Genomic DNA, 20,388 nt, shown 5'->3' on the forward strand with positions numbered 1-20,388 from the left:
TCGCTGCACTCATAGTTGGCGATAAATCCTGCTATGTCTAAATTTCGCGAAGGTATCTTTAAGTTTTGCGATCGGTTTTGTTAATTTTTCAATGGTTTGTGATTTGGCTTTTTATTTCACCTTTTTTTCCAGGGTGTAACACTGCTAATAACGAACTTTAAATACTGATTTATTTATTGCGTCGAATTTTTTACCGCTTCTTCTACCCACTGAATAAACTTTTTGCCCAAGTTTGTATTGCTAAACCGATCAATTTCGCGAATACCTGTAGGGCTAGTAACGTTGACTTCAGTCAGATACCCGCCAATTACATCAATACCTACGAAAATTAAGCCGTCTTTTCTGAGGGTGGAAGCTAATTGAGTACAGATTTCTCGTTCTCTAGAAGTAATTTCAGTCCTGGCAACCGTGCCCCCAGCAGCCATATTGTTACGGAATTCTCCGGGAGCAGAAAGACGATTAAGCGCTCCGACTGGTTCGCCGTCGATGATGATAATTCGTTTGTCTCCTTGCTTGGCTTCCGGTAAGAAGGTTTGTAGCATTACTGGTACTTTTCCTCGTAGAGTACTAAGTTCCACTATCGAATTAAAATTGCGATCGCCCTTTTCTAAAAATAAAATTCCTTCTCCTGCCTTGTTCCCCAGTGGTTTGAGAACCGCAGCTTCTTTATTTTCTACAAACTGTCGAATTAAATTTTTATCGGCACTCACAATGGTTTCTGGAATAGCTTCGGTAAACTGGAGTGCATACATTTTTTCATTAGCATCTCGGATACCTTTAGGAGTATTAACAACCAAAGTTTTACTTTGGTCGATATAGTCCAAAATATAGGTGGCGTAAAGATAAATGTCATTGACTGGTGGATCTGTCCGCATAAACACGGCATCCATAGTTTCCAAGCTGCAATTAATTTTCTCGCCTAATTCGTACCAAGGATTTGCAGCTTTGTAGCCCGCGTCAGTTAACTCAACCGGAATGATTTCTACTCGTTGGAGATGTGCCCAAGCATTACTATCTACGATACTTAGCTCCCCAGCTTGAGTTATCCAAACTTCATGACCCAAAATACATGCTGCTTCCATCATGGCAACGCTAGTATCATGAGATGGGTCTAAATTCTGGATGGGATCGATAATAAAAGCCAGTTTCACGGGATTGCCTCGATTTACCCTTCAAAAAAAATGTGATTCATCTAAAATTATCCCTCCTTTGTGTAATACCGTTTCACTTTGAGATTGATAGATTTGCCGTAAGCTTGCAAAATTGGCAAAGCAGAAGCAATAAAAATCCCTACATCAGAAAACCCACCCTTTGAAACGGGGTGGGATTGAGTATCAAGCAATTTCTAAACTATCAGCCCTATTTTCTTTATCAAGCTAATAGTTCTTCCAATTTACCTTGAGACTCTAAACCGTAAATATCATCGCAACCACCAATATGGACATCATTGATGAAAATTTGCGGCACAGAACGTCGTCCATCGCCTCTGTGAGCCATCTTTTCTCGCTCTTCTTCATCACCATCAATACTGTATTCGATGAATTCAACCCCCTTCCTCTTCAATAAACTTTTAGCGCGTATACAAAACGGGCAAGTACTCCAAGTGTAAATTTCTACTTTGGTAGCCATAACGTCCTCTTGTTAACTTAGCAATTCTTAATTTTAGAACGTTATATTTAGCTATGAATGACGGATAAGTAACTAAATAAAACTTTGATACATATATATTTTTATTGATATAAGTCAAGTCTAAAATAGCACTAAATATTATTTTGTGTTGAGTGTTAATTAAGACTTTTTTTAAATGCTGATTACGGGGTAGGTGCTAATGAGTCCACTATCAGGAGCAATAATAGACTCATGAAAAGCACAAACCACAGTGATTATGTTGGCTGTAATCCAGGTGCGTAACAATTTAATAATATTTCAGTTTAATTACGGTATACATCAGTATTAGCACTGATATGTCTAATAGCTGCAAAAAAAATACCTCGTATTTACCGAGGAATATGAGTTCGGGGATAATAGTCAGAAGGGCAAGCTCAAATCGGGTTTAAAGAGATTTTTAAGCCCAAAATACTTAAAATATCTTTACGATTATGATAATCAAATATAAAATTACTCCTGAAGATTTATTCTCCAGGAGTTTAAGTTTATTTAAAGTTCAGATAAATTGCTTATCCAGATGCAGTCGCGTATTGTATTAACTGGGCTAAACGTTCTCTCAAAGTTTCTAAACCAAGACGCTCGTATGCAGAAATAAACACAGCCATTGGGTATTCTTCTCTAGCTAAAGCTAAAGTTTCGCTATTAGCTCGATCAATTTTATTGAAAACCACCAGTCCAGGTCCTGGCGTTACAGGCATTTGCGCTAATATATCTCTGACAGAACGTATATGACTTAGCCAAGCAGGATGAGATAAATCGACTAAATGCACTAAGGCATCAGCTTCGGTCACTTCTTCCAAAGTAGCTCGAAAGGCATCCATTAGAGCTTCTGGTAATTCGTGGATAAATCCTACTGTATCTGTCACTAGAATTTCTTGAGCTTCGTTTGTGACAGCATGGGGAACTACCAAGCGTCGCGTTGTAGGATCTAGAGTCGCAAATAATTGGTCTGCGGTGTAGACAGAAGCATTAGTTAAAGCATTAAGTAAAGTCGATTTTCCTGCATTGGTATAGCCGACAATGGCGATAGTAGGTATTTCTCTATGTTGCCGACGCTGTCTTAACCTTTCTCGATGGGCTTGTAACTGATTGACTTCTTTTTGTAAGCGAGTAATACGTCGAGAAATAGCACGACGTTCGGTTTCTAGCTTGGTTTCACCGGGACCTCTTGTACCGATACCACCTCCAAGTCGGGACATTGCCTGACCTCTACCAGTTAGCCGCGGTAACATATACTCCAATTGCGCCAGTTCGACTTGCAGCTTACCAGCACCCGAACGGGCACGTTGAGCAAAAATGTCCAAAATGACTTCAGTACGATCGACTACCCGAACCCCTATTTGAGCTTCTAAGTTACGAACTTGGGCTGGAGATAAGTCGCGGTCAAAAACTACAAGATTTGCTCCTAATGTTTGAACGCTTAAAGCAATTTCTTGTACTTTTCCTTCGCCAACTACTGTTTGGGGATGAATTCGCGATCGCTTTTGTCGCATCATCTGCAAAACCTCTCCCCCAGCAGTATCTACTAACCGCCCCAATTCTTTTAAAGTATCTTGGAACTGTTGAGGAGTGTCTTTTTGGGTCACAACTCCGACGATAACAACTCTATCTCGGTCGCTATCAACTTCCTTACCTACAAATTCTCGCTGAAATTCTTCTTCAAGCCCTTCTACTAAATCCAAAAAGTCTTGTTTGCTCAGGGCATCCAGACTCATTGGTGGCGAAACACTCCAACTAGGGGAAGAATAATCGCTAGTTTCTAATTGGGGATTCTGGCTGGCAATTAGGGTACGGGTATCTTCGGGTGCTAAGTGTGCTAAATAAGCTTCCTTAACATACCCAGTCGCGCCACCACCCCGACGTTGAAATCCCGTTGCTGTGATATTAAGTACAACCAAAGCATCTAATCTTTGCAGTGCCATAGCAGTCAAAGCACCGTCAGAAGGGTATTCTGGCTTTAGTTGAGTTGCTATACATCGAATACCGCTAAGTCGTTCGGCACCGTAACGCGGTAGTTCTGTCAGCGGTATTTGGGTCTTACGTGGAGTGCCTACCCCAACCCGAATCACTTGTCCGCGACGGTTGAGATAGGCACACACTGGCTGATTTATTTCACTACTAATTGCCGCCAGACGCTGGGCAAATTCGGGAGTTGTAAAACTATCGCCCGGTATGCGCTGGTGATACAGTCGCTGTAGTTGCTTTTGCTGACTGTGTTTCAGACCCTGGAGATTACCAAAGATAGTTTCTATAGGCATCTATGACTAGTAAACTAGTCCCCCATATACATCTATATTTATTTTACAACAGCGTTTTTCAGCTAAACTCTTTCTTTTGGTAGATGCAATGTCAGGTTAACAGTTACCAGTTACCAGTTACCAATTACCAATGCCCAATTCACTTAGGCTATACTTGCCAAAGTTAAAATATGTTACGAAATACCCGTGTTTTTCGGCGATGAAAATCCTGCTTGTAAATGATGATGGGCAATTTACAAAGAAACTAAAAGCTAATTTAACTAAGCATCGATACGTTGTGGATACTGCAGTCGATGGACAAGAAGGCTGGGAATTTGTTGAAGCACAGGAATATGATTTGATTGTGCTCGATGTAATGCTGCCCAAGCTTGATGGGATTACTTTTTGCAGTCGCTTACGTGCAAAAGGCTTGCAGGTTTTGGTGATGTTTTTAACTTCAAGAGCAGCTAGTGAAGATAAAATTAAAGGTTTGGATGCCGGTGCTGATGATTATGTAGTTAAGCCAGTACCTTTACCAGAGCTAACAGCTAGAATTCGAGCTTTGCTGCGCCGAAAGCAGGCAACGGTATCGACAGTATTAGAGTGGGGAAACCTTACCTTAGAAGCTAGAACTGGAGAAGTCAAATATGCTGATGTTGCTTTAAATTTGACGAAGAAAGAATATTCTTTGTTAGAGCTGTTTATGCAAGATGCACAGAAAATATACAGCCAGAACAGTATTTTAAATCAGCTATGGACTTTTGAAGACGAACCGCCAACCCGAGATGCAATCAGAACGTTAATTAAAAGGCTGCGACAAAAGTTAAAGGCTGCCAAAGCCCCAGATTTAATTGAAACGGTTTTTGGAGTGGGGTATCGTTTGAATCCTGCTTTCGAGGAAATACCTTCAGCTGATAGTAATTTATTATTAAATAAGAAACTGCCCGAGTTTGGTGTTTCTTCTACTTCCGAGAAAACCGATAAGCAAACACAAACTTCACCAAATGCAATTGAATCGGATAGATCGCCAATTCGTTTATTGATTGTAGATGAAGATAAAGAATTTATTGATACTTTAGTCGAATTGGCAACTACACGAGGGTGGCAAACAGCGATCGCACCGAATGCAAAACTGGCAACAGAGTCGCTACAAAGAATTCGTCCAGATATTATTTTACTCAATATATCTATTGATAAAAGAAAAGACGAATTCACTTTTCTAGAAGAAATGTCACTAGAGCAACCATTGATTCCCTTACTTGTGTTTACTTCTGAAGAATTCTCAGCAGATAGAGTTGCACTTGCTCGTCGTAAAAGTCAAGGCTTTTTTCACAAGCCTATTTCTTCAAATCGCGTTTTTGAAGTAATCACTCAAAGCTTGAAACCTGTCAAGAAAATCGAAGCTAAAGTAATGGTGGTTGATGACGATCGCATGATTCTAAGTCTTGTGCGAACATTGCTTGAACCTTGGGGGATAAAAGTTGATATTCTTAATGATTCTTTGCAATTTTGGGATCGTCTCGAATCAGTAAAGCCCGATTTACTTATATTAGACGTGCAAATGCCAAATGTTGATGGCATTGAATTATGCCAACTATTACGCAATGACTCCCGATGGGCTTGGCTTCCAATCATATTTCTTACCGGGCAGCGAGATACTGAAACGATTCAACAGGTATTTTCAGCTGGCGCAGATGATTTTATTAATAAACCGGTTATTGCTCCCGAACTAATTACACGTATTTTCAACCGTTTAGAACGTAATCGTTTACTACGAGAACAAGCAGAGATTAATTCCATTACTGGTTTGCCAAATCGCCAACGTGCTACCCAAGATTTAGAAAGGTTGCTACATTTAGCAAAACAATATCAGCAGTATTTTTGCTTATCAATACTCAAAATAGATGATTTAAACCAAGTCAACCGTAATTACGGACATGGACTTGGCGATAAAATTTTACGTCGTTTAGCTTCTTTATTGCAAAAAGAATTACGAACAGAAGATATTGTATCTTCTTGGAATGGTGGAGAGTTTTTAGTTGGTATGTACGGTATCAATCGTGGTTATGGAGTTGAATGGCTAGCAGAAGTATTAGAAATCTTCCGCTCAACGGAATTTGAATTTTCTCAAGATTCTTTTCCTATCACTTTCAGCGCTGGTGTTACTCAGTTCCCTGAAGATGGAACTGATATCCATATGCTTTATCAAAGCGCTGCTTCCACAATGGAAAAAGCAAGGGATATGGGTGGAAATCGTATTTTAGCTTCTAACTGGAAACCGCTGAAATCTTCTCAATCGCTTCTGTATAAAGATGTAATTTTATTACACCAGAATTCAGAATTTGCTAGCTCGATTATGGATGCGCTATTAACCAGAAGCTATCACGTTGATTGGCTAAAAGACGGAAAATCAGCACTAGAAATATTGGCAAAAACTAGTTCCTCGCTACATGGAAAAGTTATTTTGCTAGAAGAAAATTTACCAGTTTTTGATGGCTTAGAAATTCTCAAGCAGTTGAGAGCAAATAAAGTTATTCAACACTCTAAAGTTGTATGGCTATCTACAACCATAAGCCAAGTAGAAAAAGCTCTTAGCTGGGGATGTTTAGATTATATTAATATTCCTTGCAATATTTCATCATTTATGTATCGTCTGCGCCATCTTTTAGAAAGATGATGTAGATTTAACCTCTCTTTTTAAGAATTAATACTCAATATTAAATATCAAATATTTATTGATTTAAAGTTTGTAGAGATGGAAAATTGCTACATCTCCATTTTTTGCGATCGCACATTTTTACGAAGACGTGGAAAATCAGCCTCTTTCTAGATGGCAAATTGTGTTTTATGCCCGGTGTTAGAACAAGATTGCTGTTGCAAACTATCAGCTTTATTATTTAAATATTTCTTTATCATTGCTAAAAGTTTTTCAGCGACTATGGGTTTGCTCATAAAGTCAGTAGAGCCAGCCACCTTGGCACGAAATTTATCAAAAAGTCCATCGCTACCAGTTAATATAATTACCGGAACATTGGCAAGTTGATTAACTCTTCTGATTTGGGCACAAACTTCGTATCCATTTACCACTGGCATCATTAAATCTAAAAGTATTACATCTGGTTTGTTTTCAATTAAGGTTGGTAAAGCTTGGATAGCGTCTTGAATTTGCACAAACCTCATATTATTTGCAGTAATAATACTTTCTAAGGTTTGGCATATTTGCAGACTATCATCAATGCAAGCAATCAGCGGAGTATCTAATTTTTCCTTACAAGAAGATGGGATATAATTTTTAACTTCTTCAACTGCTAAAGGTAAGTCCGGCAAATTTGACATCTTGATAAATCCTCTCAGAATGAAAGGTAGTAAATCAGAGGATATTTTGAGTATATTAAAATCAAGTTTCAGCGCTAAATCTTGTAAAGTATATTCGCCATTAATGAAGTTAACAAAGTTTTGGTAGACAGTCGGCGTTACAAGTTGTTGAACTTGTTTCGGCTGTAATAATGCTGGCGATAAATGGGGAGTAAAATTGGCTAATCCCGCAGATGACCACGCATTCCATTCTCCCTCCATACGGTTGAGAAAAAATTCTGTATTCATGAAGGTGAGAGAGATATCTAAAATAACTTTTGGATTAGAAACACAAGTTACATCTTCAAAATTTGCCTGCTGTGCAATATCAAATAATACTTCTGATATTATATTTTTTGCAACAGCTTCTACTTGTTTTCTATCAGCCTTTTTGCGTTTATACAAAAGAACTAATAATTGATAATCCCAAAGTTCATTTTCCAATTGTATTGGCTGTAACTTAATCTCATCAATTTTGATTTGAGGACAATATTGATTGATTTTTCTACGCCAACGTCGAAACTGATGAATTCCCCCTGTTGCCCAAATAATTCGCCCAAACCGATAGTACAAGCTCCATTTATTTTTAGACGAATTAATTTCTAATTTGCCGCTGTACTGATTTGTTGTACAAGTTTTAAATTTCTCAATCAGGTCTTTATATGCTACGAACTCTGTATGCACCATGATAACTTTCTTCTTAAAAATAAGGCAGATGGTAGATGTTAGAAGAAAAGATTTTGTAACTTAAGGAAGATGACAAATCCTATTATTAAATAAACATTATGGCTAATATTGGCAGAACATCCTGAGTGTTCACATTCATAACACTAATAAATAGATGTGACAATGCTGTGACATGGGTTACGTAGATAGTTGATCTCAAAAAGGGTTTAAACAAAAATATTCCGATCTGCTGATAGAAAGCTGCTGGAAGTGGGAACAATAAGTTAGCGATACAGATTTCTATGGGTTTAAGCTTTCAAATTGAAAGTAATAATCTACTCGAAGTTTGATAAAGAACTTTAATTATCAGTACATCTACCAAAAAGGAATAAGTATAATGACTCAAATGCTTAGAGAAGAAGTGCGGGAGCGTCTTGGTAATATAGATCAAATCCGCGACATCATTTTTGGGGCACAGATAAGAGAATACGAAACCAGATTTGGTAAATTAGAATCAGAGATTTCGCTTTTACAACAAGAGATGCGCTCTCATGTAGAGCAACTAAAAGTTAGTTTTACAGCAGAATTAAAAGTAGGATTTGAGAATTTAGAGAAAAAGCTGAAATTATTTAACCTCAACAACGAAGAGGAAGCTGCTGATTTACGTCTTTGTGTAGATAGACTGAATCGAAAATTTTCTCATTCCGTACAATCACTAGATGAAGAATTAGATTCTCAAACCAAATCAATCCGCGAAGATGTTTCTCAAACAAAAGTCCAGTTAGAAGAAGAAGTTATGGCTTTGCGGGATTTAGTTTTGGAAGAAATTGAGCAGCGTTTTTCTAACTTAAGACAAAGCAAAGTTTCTAAAGACGATATGGCTGAGACATTATTCGCTTTAGGAATGCGACTCAAAGAAAAAGAATTCATTCCTATGCTGCGTGAAGCAGGAGATGAAAGCAGCGAAAATCATTCCGTAAAAATGCTCAGACAGGGAGACAAAAAACTCTCGGAACTTTTAGCTAACTCCAATTCCAACGGTTCAACTAAGGGTGCTTCTGAAGTAACTTCTTAATTGGAAGATGTGGGATAGGAGGATGGAGATACAAGAGTAGAATTACAGAAATAAATCATCTCTTTTTCATAACTCTTAGCTCCTTGCTCCTAAGTAGTCACGGCTGGCTGTTAGTTGCTAACTGAAATGTCTGAATCTGCTGAGTTGAATCAAGAAGAAATCGCACAGCTTGAGAATTTTGTTAATTTGCTAGCTGATTTATCAATTGTCGAATCATCTAAGCAAGAACAATCTCATACTGATGATTGCGATACCAAAAATCAGTCTCTAAATTCTTGGAATTGGCGTAAAGTGCGTAATTCATATATTGTGTCGCCTATTGATATCGGTGATGATGAGGAATATTTTGCTAAAGACAATAAATCTTCTAATAATTCTAATACTATTTATTTAGAAGCCCAATTAGATTTTCCTCAAACTCAATCAACAAGTTACCAAGAAATAGCAGAGGAAATTGATGTTGAAATATCACCTTTAGAACAAAACTCAGAAGCTTCAAATCAATTTAATCAGGATAATTCGGAAGAAACAGTTACTGCCGTCCAAAAGTTACAGAATATATTAGTAGGAGATGAGTTAGAGGAAATCAAAAAAAATTTACAAAATCTCAACCATCAGCTTTACGATTCGGATGAACTAATAAAGTTGCTTTTACCGCAAATTGCCGAACTTTTAAAGCGCAAGATTTCCGAATCCAAAGAAGAAGTTGTAGAAGCGGTTACCCCAATAATTGATAATGCTATCCATAGCAGAGTTGAGCAAAATAAAGAAAGTATGGGTGCGGCTTTAGCTGCTGCTGTTCCCGTAGCCATAGCCGAACAAATAACTGTAAATTCAGGGGAAGTCGCCGAAGCAATTGCCCCAGCCATGGGAGAAGCAATTCAAAAACAAATTGAATTAGAAAAAGATAAAATAGTCGATGCTCTTTATCCTGTAATTGGCAATACAATTTCCAAGTATATGGGAGAAACTATCCAAGCAATTAACCAACAAATTGAAAATACTTTAAGTGTTGAAGGAATCAAACGTAAGATTCGGGCTAAATTGCAAGGTGTTTCGGAAGCAGAATTAATTGTTAAGGAGTCGATATCTTTTACTCCTCAAGCTATCTTTTTAATTCATAAAACATCGGGTTTAGTTATTTGCGATATTCAACCTTCGGATTCAGAACGATTAGAATCAGACATGATAGCAGGAATGCTAACTGCGATTCGCAGCTTTGCTAATGATTGTATGATTCAGTCAGGAAACGTTTCGGAACTCGATGAAATTGATTATGGTAATTTCAAGATAATTTTGGAAGTTGCAGGATACTGTTATCTAGCAATTATTGTCAAAGGGGAAGTTCCGAAGAAATTTGTTTCTCGGATGCGGCAAGTTCTCAGTACAATTATTACCAGTTACAGTAAGTCTATAGAGCATTTTGAAGGGGATTTAGAGACAATTCCCAACAAGATAAATATGCTTTTAGAAGGTTTAGCTGATTTTCAACATCAGAAAGAAGAGAAGCAGAGTAAAATATCGCCTTTATTGGTACTGAGTTTATCTATTGTAGGAATAATTTTTATTCCTCTTGGCATTTGGCAATATAACAACAGTCGAATTCGTTCGGTTGAAAATAAAACAGCCTTGGCTTTGGCTTCTGCTCCGGAATTATCAGTTTATCGTATTGATGTTAAAGCAGATGGAGATAAACTCAAACTAAAAGGGAGAGTTCCTAATAATTTTTTGAAAACAAGAGCAAAACAAATAGTTGCTTCTACGGCACCTAATTGGAATATTGATAATCAAATTATTTCAGTTGAAATACCAGCATCCCCAGTATTAGCACAAGCAGAAATAAAACGAGTCACCGCAATTTTAAATCAAATAAATGGTACGGCAATTTCAGCCGATTACAGCAATGGCAGAGTTGCGGTTGTTGGTAGTGTCAGCAAAATTGCCGATGCTCAAAAAATTACACAAGCATTTGAAAAAATTCCCGGTGTTCAAAAAGTATCGAGTGCTGTTGAGGTAAAACCTGTTTCTATTCCAATTAGATTTTATTTTAAAAGTCAATCAGCAAATTTAGTACCTAAAGACTTAGAAAATAAAATAATGCAGGTACGAAAGTTTTTAAATCAGCATCCAATGAAGACAATCAAAATTATCGGTTATAGCTATTCAAACAACGAGGCTTTTGCAACTAAAGAATTAGCGCTGCAACGAGCTAAATCCGTACAGCAAGCATTGATTCAGCAAGGAATCTCTCCATCAAGAATGCAGGTTATCGGTAAAACAAGCTTACCACCTGGTATTGATGAAACCCAGCCTTCATGGTTAATGCGCTGCGTTGTTTTAGAACCGATTATTCAGAATGTAAATTAGATTTTTTAGTTTTTATTGGCTGCCAGCTATTATTCGTAGAATACAATAAAAATATTATAAATTATCATTTATCTACCTAAAATCTGATTATAAATTATGTCTACAATCTCAAATAAAATTTGTTTAATTGGTGATTTTGGTGTTGGCAAAACAAGCTTGATTCGCAGATTTGTCGATAGACAGTTTAGCGATAAATACCTGTCTACCGTAGGTGTAAAAATTTCTCGTAAATCTATAGAAGTCACAGATAAACAGCGTCAGGAACATATTGCACTACAGCTATTAATTTGGGATATAGAAGGAAGTACAAAATTCAAAAGAGTTTCCGCAAGTTATTTTCAAGGAGCCAAAGGAGCAATTATAGTTGGTGACGTGACGCGCCCGGAATCACTAGAGAATCTTTCAGAACATATTCAAGCCTTCTTAAAAGTTAATCCCAAAGGTAAAACTGCGATCGCTCTGAATAAATCAGATTTAATTGATGCAGAATATTTAGACAAGTATTGCCAACTTTACAGTTTTAACGATAATGAAAGTTTTGTCTCTACTTTTGCAAGCTCTGCTAAAACTGGAGAAAACGTTGATAAAATTTTTCAATCCCTCGCACATTCAATGATTTAACAAAATGGACTCTTTATTTAAAAATATATTATCTTTACGTCGTATTGAATATTTAATTGTTAATCAAAATTGGCAGATTTTAGAGTTATCTCCGAAAATTAATATTCTTGCAGACAACTCTAACGAAGTAAGTGTAGGAAAAGATGTGCGGATTGGCTTTCCGGAATTAATTGGAATTGAAGTAATTGCTAGCGATATTTTAGCGGGGAAGCAAGACAATTTTGAGTTAAAGGGTGTGATTAGGACTCAAAAAGCTTTAAATCCAATTTATATAGATATTTGTATTGCTAATAATCTCAAAAGTAATCAAACTGGCAAGCAGCTATTAATAGTTGTTGAAGATGTAACGGAACGGATGCTTCTCGAACAATCTTTAGTTCAAGGTGCGAATGAAGCCAATCTTTTATTACGTACTCTCACCGCTTCCAAACAATACATTGACCAAGTTGTCACATCAATGGCAGATGCTCTATTGGTGACGACACCATCAGGTAAAATCAAAAATATTAACCGTACAGCACAACTTTTATTAGAATATGAAGAAGCTGAAATTTATGGTAAACCTATTTCTAATGTATTAAAGGAAGTTGATAGCTGGAAAGCGGAAATAGAAGAAAGAGGCAATATTAAAACTACTTTATTTGGTCCCATAACTCCTTTAGTTAAGGAAGTTGAAACAGTTTGCCAAACAAAAACGGGAAAAATAATTCCAGTAGCTTTTTCATGTTCAAAAGTTCAGACAGAGATTGAGCATTTCCAGGGTTATGTTTATATTATTAGGGACATGACGGAACGCAAACAAGCCGAACTTGCCAAACAAGAGTTTTTAGCAATGATAAGTCATGAAATACGTACTCCTGTTGCAGCGGTAATTGGCATGGGAGATATACTATTAAATACTGATTTAACAACACAGCAAGAAGAATTTGTTGAAACTATTTGCAATAGCGGTAAAGCTTTACTTGAAATTATTAATGATATCCTTGATTTTTCTAAAGTTGAATCGGGCAAATTAGAAATTGAGGAAGAACCTTTCCATTTAAATAGCTGTATCGAAGAAGCTATTTCGTTGTTATTACCGAAAGCAAAAGAAAAAAAATTAGAAATTATTTTTCACAAAAATCCTGAAATTCCAGAAGTTATTGTCGGAGACATAAGCCGACTGCGACAAGTTTTCATTAATCTACTTAGCAACGCTATTAAATTTACCGAAACTGGAAATATAGAAATTTTACTAACAAGTCGCAAGCGTCAAATTATTGGCAATGAAAGAAATAACTATGAAATTCAGTTTGCTGTTAAAGACACCGGAGTAGGGATACCCAGCAATCGAATCGATCGTTTATTTAAAGCCTTTAGTCAAGTTAATTCTTCCATAACAAGAAAATATGGTGGTACTGGTTTAGGGCTGGCAATATGTAAACAATTGAGCGAATTAATGGGCGGTAAAATCTGGGTTGAAACCGAACCAGATAAAGGCAGTACATTCTATTTCACTATATCGACTCGGGTTGTAAAAACACAGTTAAGCCATGAATGGGAAACCAAAGCGGAAGAATCCCATCTCAATATTGATGCTACCGTAGCCGAAAAAAATCCCTTAAAAATACTTTTAGTAGAAGATTACCCAACAAATCAAAAGATAATAACCTTAATGCTGCAACGAATGGGTTATCAACCAGATATTGCCAACAACGGCTTAGAAGCGCTGAGTGCATTGCGGCATCAATCTTACGATGTGGTGTTGATGGATATGCAAATGCCGGAAATGGATGGTATGACAGCAACGGAATATATTTGTCAGGAATGGGATATTTCAGTACGTCCCCGAATTATTGCACTAACAGCCAGTGCTATGTCAAGCAATAAGGAAAATTATTTAGCATCAGGGATCGATGATTTTCTTGCTAAACCTTTTCCCATTCAACAACTCATGCAATTACTGAATAAATATCGCAATCATAAACAAGAAGCTAGTAAAAAAACTAAAGCAAGTCATCGGGAATATTTTGGTCAAAATAATTCTACAATCGACGCAACGGCATTACAAGAAATTTATAGAATCGCTGATTTTAATTGTGGAGTAGATCCAAGAATATTTTTATTAGAAACAATTGATGATTATTTAGAAGAAACCCCTAAAATTTTACAAAAAATTGAGGTTGCCTTAAGTGAAGATAATTTAAAAAATCTTCAGCTATTCGCCCATAAGCTTTCTTCTAGTAGTGCTACATTAGGCGCAAATAAACTTGCGGCTTTATGTACGCAATTAGAAATAATGGTAATAAGTGAAATGCGAGATGAAATAGCAGAGCATATTAGCAAGGTTGAAGCTGAATATGAGAAAGTAGAAAGTGTTTTGCTGGAGAAACGCGGGAAGTATTAGAAAGTAGAGTGTGTTGTCGCGCAGAGCAACACACCTGGTAAATTTTTTTGTAGGTATTCTCAATCGCCCGCAGATTGGAAATCTGGGGCTACAGAAGCGAAGCCCACCTTCGTAGGCTAAGTTAAGCATTGTGTATAAGTTCTTGAAAAGGCTGTTGTTCGATAGATTTATTAAAGTTATCTAAGGCTTCTTTCAAAATCTCTAATTCTTTAGTAGAAAATTGCTCATAACACAAATTGCGGTTTATTTCTAAAGGCTTGTTATAGACAACCGTCATTCCTTCAGAAGAATATTTTTTTAGTAGCAGATAACCTCTGTTATTCCAAACTTGGTAGTTATGAGGCTTTATCTGTAAAACTTTATCAAAACTGGCGATCGCATCTTCATAACGCTCCAGACTATACATTACATAGCCTCGTTTTTTCCAAGCTTGGTAATAGTCAGGTTTAATTTCAATTGCTTTATCAAAGGCTGCGATTGCTTCTTTTAACCTTCCCAACTCACGTAACATATTACCCCGGCTTGCCCAAGCTTGATGGTAGTCAGGTTTCATTTCAATCGCTTTATCAAAAGCTTTTAAAGCTGCCTGGTATTCTTCTGATACATCAAGTATTCTTCCCTGTAAATTTAAGTGGTTAAGGATTTTTGGAACCCCTTTCCAACTGTAAGCAAATCGTTCGCTTTTTTCGCCAAACTTGGTTTGTTCGTATTCATACAGCGAGTGTTCCAAACCTTGAATAAATAATATGTTTACCTGCTCTCGATTTGGTAAGTCTTTGACAATCTCGTATAAATTATCAATTGGTTCTTCAAACTGTAAAACTTCAATAGTTTTTTTAGGTAAATCTTCCTTAACTTTAGTAATTAACTCCTCACCTTCAACTGGAGTACATTGCACAAACAACAAACGAAAACCTTCCGTTAGTTCCAAAGTACGAAGGAATGCTTGATATTCTTCAAAAATTTTTTAGCCCACGCAGGTGGGCTTTGTAATTGTAGCCCCAGCCTTACAGGCTGAGAGCTATTTCCTCCCTCAACCTTTTAACCCCAACTTCCAACTCCCCCGACAACCACTCATCAAACTGAGGATAAACGGGTAATCTTGGCAGCAAATCCCAACCCCCAGGCTGTAATATTTCTCGCAATTCGTTTTCCTGAATATGTGGATAATCGGGATTTACTTCATCTTTGGGGCTAATTCCCCCTAAATCCCTTGCACCTGCTTCGATACAAGCGAGTAACCATTGCTCATCTTTTACTAAATTTGGCGGAATTTGAATCTTTATATCTTTGGGTAAAATCTCGCGTGCTTTAGCAATAACTTGTGGTAATTTATGTGGATTGAAATGTGGAAAATCGAAGCTTTGCTGAGTTCCCGGACTGTGTGGTTGTAAAATAACTTCTTGTATATGCTTGTATTTGTGATGTATTTGGGATATCGCTGCTAATGTATCCCAGCAATCTACTAATGTTTCTCCAATTCCTAATAGCAATCCGGTTGTAAAAGGTATTTTTAATTCACCAGCCCACTCTAATTGTTGCAATCGTAATTCTGGGTTTTTACCTGGTGCGTGTTTGTGGACTGTTTGCAATAATTTTGGTGTTAACTGTTCTAACATTAATCCCATTGAAACATTCACTTGTTTCATTTTTTGCATTTCTTCATAGCTTAAAACTCCCGCATTTGTATGAGGTAAAAATCCCATTGATAAAGCTAAATTGCATAAATCATAAATTAGGTTAAACCATTGTTCGCGACGTGGTGAATTTGGATGAACTTCTCCACTGAGGATTAAGATTTCACAAACATTTTGCTTTTGCAGTCTTTGAAAAATATCTTTTGCTGCTGATAAAGATATCCAATTGCTACTTCCTGGTTCGGCGCGGAAATTGCAGTAAGTACATCTATTAAAGCATTCATAAGTCGGAACAATTGTGTATGCAGGGCTATAAGTAACTATGCGGTAATTTTGTAATGCCATTTTATTTCATTTTTAAAAAAATCCGAATCTATAATCTATACTGCAATATTTTTATTTTGAATACAAATTAATTCAATAAAAAAGGTACCCGTTTGGGTACTTCGTCTTCAGGATAGTTTTTTTTAAAATAGGTACAACAGCAAATTGAAGCTAAACATAAAATCGAATGACCGTGGAATATTAATTTTATTACAGGATAACTTACATTATGGAGAAGGGAAATCTCGGTTTTATTTTAAAGATGGCTCAAACGATAAATCCTCAGATTTATCCAGGACGAGAATTAAAAATAAATTTAGAAGAACTACGTCAACTTTCGGAAGGTACTTTAGGTAGAGAGCTAGCCTATTTTTTAGATAAAAATGGTTTTGAACCTCTAAACTCTGGAGATTGGATACAGCGAACTCATGATGTTTGGCACGTTGTAACCGGGCTTTCTCCATCTAAAAACGATGAATTCATATTGCAAGCTTTTACTCGTTCTCAAGTTTTCCGCCCATCTAGTGCCATTCTTGTCTTAGCTGGTTTACTAACACACAAATGTAATTTACAAGAAATTACTCAAGTTCTCAAAAATGGTAAAATGGCCAACAAACTCGTTGATTGGGATATTGAATCAGATTGGGCTACTCCTTTAGCTGAAGTCAGAAAAAAGTTAGGCGTAATACCTTTGAAAAGTTAGGAGTTAGGAATTAAAAACTTGGTTTTTATCAATTTTTTTTCCATGCCCAATGTTCAATTGATGATGCTAATCAATAAATGCTTCCTGCTGTTTAGCATAAATATTCTTCAGGTGCTTTTTAACTGTATTGATAGTAATATAAAGTTCCTCAGCAATTTCCTGGTAAGAATAATTAGCCCGACGCAACAGCCAAACATCAGTTTCCCGTTCGGTTAAACCGTATTTTTTCGCTTCTGAAATCGCTATACTTTGATTTGTCTGTTCGCGGTCTTCTAAAGTAACTATTATGTAATCATTATTACTTCCGTTTGCTTGCAGCCAGCGAACGCGAACCCGTATTGTCAGCAACGATCTAGTCTTGATTTCTGACTCTAGCGATATCTTTTGGTTGGGAAATAATTGACGGCTTTCGATTAAAGAATCGCAAATACGCCGAATTTCTGCGGGTATTTCACCTTTATGTATATTTTGGCTTAATTTCTCACAAATATAGCCTGCGCGTTCGTTGGCATGAACTAATTCACCTTTTGCTGTAATTACAAAAATTCCGTCCACAAAGCTTTCAATCACAGCTTGCATCAGATGAAGTTGAGATGCAGGCTGTGTTTTGCTATATTTAGATTTACTACCGTAAAATATACTTCTATTGGTAGATGCGAGTTTTTGATATTGTTCTAATACTGAAACATTCATTGTTTATCTCCTTAAAAATGCTAAAAAAGCTTCTGTGAAGCAACTAACAGCATTGTTATAAATGAGATTCTGAATTTGCAATGATTGAGCAGCAGCCCCAAAGAAAGTATTGAAGTAAGTGAAGGTACAGAGAAATTTACGGAATTTCCCTGAAGTAGGGTGAAGTTTTTCTTAAGTTAGCCAGTACAGGGCAGTCAGTCGATTCATAATGACTGTATTGCTACTTTACAGATAAGAAAAATTTACTAGGGAGTTCTGCCGTGAAGCATTTAGACACTATTGATGATTTTTTTGGTGTAGAACATCAGCTTAAATATGTTGCTCTTTTGAAAGGCAAAGTTGGTTTAACCCGTCGTCGAGCCGAATGTTTTGTAAAGTTGTGGGCTTATTTATTACTCAAACAGCACCAAGAATTAGGAATTGTAAGCAAAGCTGTAACGGAACTCGATTTACCTGAAGGTTTTGTTGCCTGTACTCATCGAGAAGCTAACGAACTATTTTATGCAGAACAAGATAGAGGTAGCGAACGTGCTGCGGGAATGATGATTGATAAGTTGGTGGCTTTGGGACTTATCGAAAAGGAATTCGATGGCAATAACATATGTATTCGTATTTGCTCTCCATTGTCAGATATTAATGAGTCTGCACAAGTTGCCGAACCAGTAGAGCTTGTCACCGATAACTTTAATCCCCGTACCGATACTATACCCGTTGCGACTTTTTTAGCTCGGCAATACGATTGGATGAACAAAAAAACCACCGCTGTGCCCCAAATAATAGCTCGGAAACTTCGTAACTGGGCTAAAAAATATTCTAAAGGAATGCGGGTTTTGCGTCGTTGCGATACTCAACATCCTATTGGTGTTTGCATTCTTTATCCTGTAGCTTCCGAATCTGAGGAAAACTTTTTTCTACCACCAAGCAAAAGTTTACATTTAAGTACTGCTTCTCAGATAGACCCTTTTGAAATGGCAGAAGCAGGAGATGAAGATTGCACTTCTCTTTTTATCCGCAGCTTTAGAATAGATTCTGCCTACCTACAGCACAGCAGCCTACATCAATTATTAGAAGATGCCCGAGAAACTCTCATTAATATGCAAGCAGATTTTCCCAATCTTTGCGATTTGTATACTTTGACGATCGATCCATTTGCTCAAAGCCTTGCATTAGCGATGGGTTTTCAGGAAACTGGTCAAGATTCACAGGTATCTCTTTATTGGATGTATATGGCTCTAGATAAGTATTTGACCCTTGATATTGAACAAGCATTATCAAATCTTAAACTTGATTGATGCATCTACTCTCAATATATAGAGTTTATTTTTTAATAATTTTTATTTATTGTGAATCATCTGTATGCCCTGCTGTAAATACTTCCCAGCCGATGCTCTAATTGTATAATGCAGCATTGATTACAAATTATTTCTGAAAAAGCTTTACAAACTGAAATATTTGTTTTAGTATAAGTACATAGGTTGAAAGACCTAATTTATAAATAAGACAAACGCAATTATCCGAACCATGACAACCACATTACAAAGACGCGAAAGCGCTTCAGCGTGGGAGCAGTTCTGTGGATGGATTACAAGCACCAATAACCGTTTATACATCGGTTGGTTTGGTGTTTTGATGATTCCTACCCTACTCTCTGCAATCACCTGTTTCATCATCGCATTCGTAGCAGCACCTCCTGTTGACATCGATGGTATCCGCGAGCCTGTTGCAGGTTCCTTGATTTACGGAAACAACATCATCTCTGGTGCAGTTGTTCCTTCTTCTAACGCTATCGGTTTACACTTCTACCCAATCTGGGAAGCAGCTTCTCTAGATGAGTGGTTGTATAACGGTGGTCCTTACCAGTTGGTATGTTTCCACTTCCTAATTGGAGTATTTTGCTACTTAGGTCGTGAGTGGGAATTATCTTACCGCTTGGGTATGCGTCCTTGGATCTGTGTTGCTTTCTCTGCTCCAGTAGCAGCAGCAACCGCAGTATTCTTGATCTACCCCATCGGACAAGGTTCTTTCTCTGACGGTATGCCTTTAGGTATCTCCGGTACCTTCAACTTCATGTTCGTGTTCCAAGCTGAGCACAACATTTTGATGCACCCCTTCCACCAATTAGGTGTAGCTGGTGTATTTGGTGGTTCTTTGTTCAGTGCTATGCACGGTTCTTTGGTAACCTCCTCTTTGGTACGTGAAACAACCGAAACCGAATCTCAGAACTACGGTTACAAATTCGGTCAAGAAGAAGAAACCTACAACATCGTAGCTGCTCACGGTTACTTTGGTCGTTTAATCTTCCAATACGCTTCCTTCAACAACAGCCGTAGCTTACACTTCTTCTTAGCTGCATGGCCTGTAGTAGGTATCTGGTTCACCGCTTTGGGAATCAGCACCATGGCGTTCAACTTGAACGGTTTCAACTTCAACCAGTCTGTAATCGATTCTAGCGGTAGAGTTGTAAACACCTGGGCTGATGTATTGAACAGAGCTAACTTGGGTATGGAAGTAATGCACGAAAGAAATGCACACAACTTCCCCTTAGATTTAGCTGCTGGTGAAACTGCTCCTGTTGCAGTTAGCGCTCCCGCAATCAACGGTTAATAATTGAATAATTTTGAGACGTGATATTTTACGTCTCTACATAAAAAATGCCT

At 37.3% G+C, this 20,388-nt stretch carries 15 protein-coding genes; 8 read left to right on the top strand and 7 right to left on the bottom strand.

Translation table 11 applies throughout. The features are described 5' to 3' along the window. Nucleotides 1-173: 173 nt before the first annotated feature. The 3 genes from gshB to hflX form a co-directional block, all read right to left on the bottom strand. Nucleotides 174-1,151, bottom strand: a complete 978-nt coding sequence (gene gshB, locus RIV7116_RS04700) for a glutathione synthase (protein ID WP_015117121.1) — start codon at nucleotides 1,149-1,151, stop codon at nucleotides 174-176. A gap of 220 nt (nucleotides 1,152-1,371) precedes the next feature. Next, nucleotides 1,372-1,629, bottom strand: a complete 258-nt coding sequence (grxC, locus tag RIV7116_RS04705) for a glutaredoxin 3 (RefSeq protein WP_015117122.1) — start codon at nucleotides 1,627-1,629, stop codon at nucleotides 1,372-1,374. A gap of 548 nt (nucleotides 1,630-2,177) precedes the next feature. After that, nucleotides 2,178-3,926, bottom strand: coding sequence for a GTPase HflX (gene hflX / locus RIV7116_RS04710; RefSeq protein WP_015117123.1), 1,749 nt, complete (start codon nucleotides 3,924-3,926; stop codon nucleotides 2,178-2,180). A gap of 199 nt (nucleotides 3,927-4,125) precedes the next feature. Here hflX and RIV7116_RS04715 point away from each other — a divergent pair, with 199 nt between their 5' ends. Beyond that, nucleotides 4,126-6,582 (top strand): response regulator, encoded by a 2,457-nt coding sequence (locus RIV7116_RS04715; protein ID WP_015117124.1) that lies wholly within the window; start codon nucleotides 4,126-4,128, stop codon nucleotides 6,580-6,582. A 149-nt stretch (nucleotides 6,583-6,731) separates the two neighbouring features. Here RIV7116_RS04715 and RIV7116_RS04720 read toward each other — a convergent pair whose 3' ends face one another. After that, a complete protein-coding gene (locus tag RIV7116_RS04720) occupies nucleotides 6,732-7,946 on the bottom strand; it encodes a PleD family two-component system response regulator (protein WP_015117125.1) in 1,215 nt (404 codons plus the stop codon). 376 nt (nucleotides 7,947-8,322) lie between these two features. On the opposite strand from RIV7116_RS04720, the gene RIV7116_RS04725 reads away from it, so the two are divergent. The 4 genes from RIV7116_RS04725 to RIV7116_RS04740 all read left to right on the top strand — a co-directional run bounded on the left by RIV7116_RS04725 (nucleotide 8,323) and on the right by RIV7116_RS04740 (nucleotide 14,374). Further along, nucleotides 8,323-9,000 (top strand): hypothetical protein, encoded by a 678-nt coding sequence (locus RIV7116_RS04725; protein WP_015117126.1) that lies wholly within the window; start codon nucleotides 8,323-8,325, stop codon nucleotides 8,998-9,000. Nucleotides 9,001-9,126: 126 nt separating this feature from the next. Beyond that, on the top strand, nucleotides 9,127-11,367 hold the full coding sequence (locus tag RIV7116_RS04730; protein ID WP_015117127.1) for a BON domain-containing protein: 2,241 nt from the start codon (nucleotides 9,127-9,129) through the stop codon (nucleotides 11,365-11,367). A 96-nt stretch (nucleotides 11,368-11,463) separates the two neighbouring features. Beyond that, nucleotides 11,464-11,988, top strand: a complete 525-nt coding sequence (locus RIV7116_RS04735; RefSeq protein WP_015117128.1) for a Rab family GTPase — start codon at nucleotides 11,464-11,466, stop codon at nucleotides 11,986-11,988. 4 nt (nucleotides 11,989-11,992) lie between these two features. Next, complete coding sequence (locus RIV7116_RS04740; protein ID WP_015117129.1) at nucleotides 11,993-14,374, top strand: ATP-binding protein; 2,382 nt, start codon at nucleotides 11,993-11,995, stop codon at nucleotides 14,372-14,374. Between the two features lie 121 nt (nucleotides 14,375-14,495). Here RIV7116_RS04740 and RIV7116_RS04745 read toward each other — a convergent pair whose 3' ends face one another. Both RIV7116_RS04745 and cofG read right to left on the bottom strand, forming a co-directional pair. Continuing rightward, a complete protein-coding gene (locus tag RIV7116_RS04745; protein WP_015117130.1) occupies nucleotides 14,496-15,305 on the bottom strand; it encodes a tetratricopeptide repeat protein in 810 nt (269 codons plus the stop codon). Between the two features lie 76 nt (nucleotides 15,306-15,381). Next, on the bottom strand, nucleotides 15,382-16,356 hold the full coding sequence (cofG, locus tag RIV7116_RS04750; RefSeq protein WP_015117131.1) for a 7,8-didemethyl-8-hydroxy-5-deazariboflavin synthase subunit CofG: 975 nt from the start codon (nucleotides 16,354-16,356) through the stop codon (nucleotides 15,382-15,384). Nucleotides 16,357-16,564: 208 nt separating this feature from the next. On the opposite strand from cofG, the gene RIV7116_RS04755 reads away from it, so the two are divergent. Then, nucleotides 16,565-17,038 (top strand): Coq4 family protein, encoded by a 474-nt coding sequence (locus RIV7116_RS04755; RefSeq protein WP_015117132.1) that lies wholly within the window; start codon nucleotides 16,565-16,567, stop codon nucleotides 17,036-17,038. Between the two features lie 66 nt (nucleotides 17,039-17,104). Here RIV7116_RS04755 and RIV7116_RS04760 read toward each other — a convergent pair whose 3' ends face one another. Then, on the bottom strand, nucleotides 17,105-17,731 hold the full coding sequence (locus tag RIV7116_RS04760) for a helix-turn-helix transcriptional regulator (RefSeq protein ID WP_015117133.1): 627 nt from the start codon (nucleotides 17,729-17,731) through the stop codon (nucleotides 17,105-17,107). A gap of 260 nt (nucleotides 17,732-17,991) precedes the next feature. On the opposite strand from RIV7116_RS04760, the gene RIV7116_RS04765 reads away from it, so the two are divergent. Next, nucleotides 17,992-19,023: a hypothetical protein gene (locus RIV7116_RS04765; protein ID WP_015117134.1), complete on the top strand. Its 1,032-nt coding sequence runs from the start codon at nucleotides 17,992-17,994 to the stop codon at nucleotides 19,021-19,023. A 229-nt stretch (nucleotides 19,024-19,252) separates the two neighbouring features. Then, nucleotides 19,253-20,335, top strand: coding sequence for a photosystem II q(b) protein (gene psbA / locus RIV7116_RS04770; RefSeq protein WP_015117135.1), 1,083 nt, complete (start codon nucleotides 19,253-19,255; stop codon nucleotides 20,333-20,335). Nucleotides 20,336-20,388 lie beyond the last annotated feature (53 nt).

It is taken from the genome of Rivularia sp. PCC 7116 (genome assembly GCF_000316665.1).
GTDB lineage: Bacteria > Cyanobacteriota > Cyanobacteriia > Cyanobacteriales > Nostocaceae > Rivularia.

Bases quoted from the DNA above. Each gene is read 5' to 3' on its own strand.
- psbA (WP_015117135.1), top strand. From the start codon at position 19,253: ATGACAACCACATTACAAAGACGCGAAAGCGCTTCAGCGTGGGAGCAG.
- cofG (WP_015117131.1), bottom strand. From the start codon at position 16,356: ATGGCATTACAAAATTACCGCATAGTTACTTATAGCCCTGCATACACA.
- hflX (WP_015117123.1), bottom strand. From the start codon at position 3,926: ATGCCTATAGAAACTATCTTTGGTAATCTCCAGGGTCTGAAACACAGT.
- RIV7116_RS04740 (WP_015117129.1), top strand. From the start codon at position 11,993: ATGGACTCTTTATTTAAAAATATATTATCTTTACGTCGTATTGAATAT.
- RIV7116_RS04730 (WP_015117127.1), top strand. From the start codon at position 9,127: ATGTCTGAATCTGCTGAGTTGAATCAAGAAGAAATCGCACAGCTTGAG.
- RIV7116_RS04755 (WP_015117132.1), top strand. From the start codon at position 16,565: ATGGAGAAGGGAAATCTCGGTTTTATTTTAAAGATGGCTCAAACGATA.
- grxC (WP_015117122.1), bottom strand. From the start codon at position 1,629: ATGGCTACCAAAGTAGAAATTTACACTTGGAGTACTTGCCCGTTTTGT.
- RIV7116_RS04715 (WP_015117124.1), top strand. From the start codon at position 4,126: ATGAAAATCCTGCTTGTAAATGATGATGGGCAATTTACAAAGAAACTA.
- RIV7116_RS04720 (WP_015117125.1), bottom strand. From the start codon at position 7,946: ATGGTGCATACAGAGTTCGTAGCATATAAAGACCTGATTGAGAAATTT.
- RIV7116_RS04735 (WP_015117128.1), top strand. From the start codon at position 11,464: ATGTCTACAATCTCAAATAAAATTTGTTTAATTGGTGATTTTGGTGTT.
- RIV7116_RS04760 (WP_015117133.1), bottom strand. From the start codon at position 17,731: ATGAATGTTTCAGTATTAGAACAATATCAAAAACTCGCATCTACCAAT.
- RIV7116_RS04725 (WP_015117126.1), top strand. From the start codon at position 8,323: ATGACTCAAATGCTTAGAGAAGAAGTGCGGGAGCGTCTTGGTAATATA.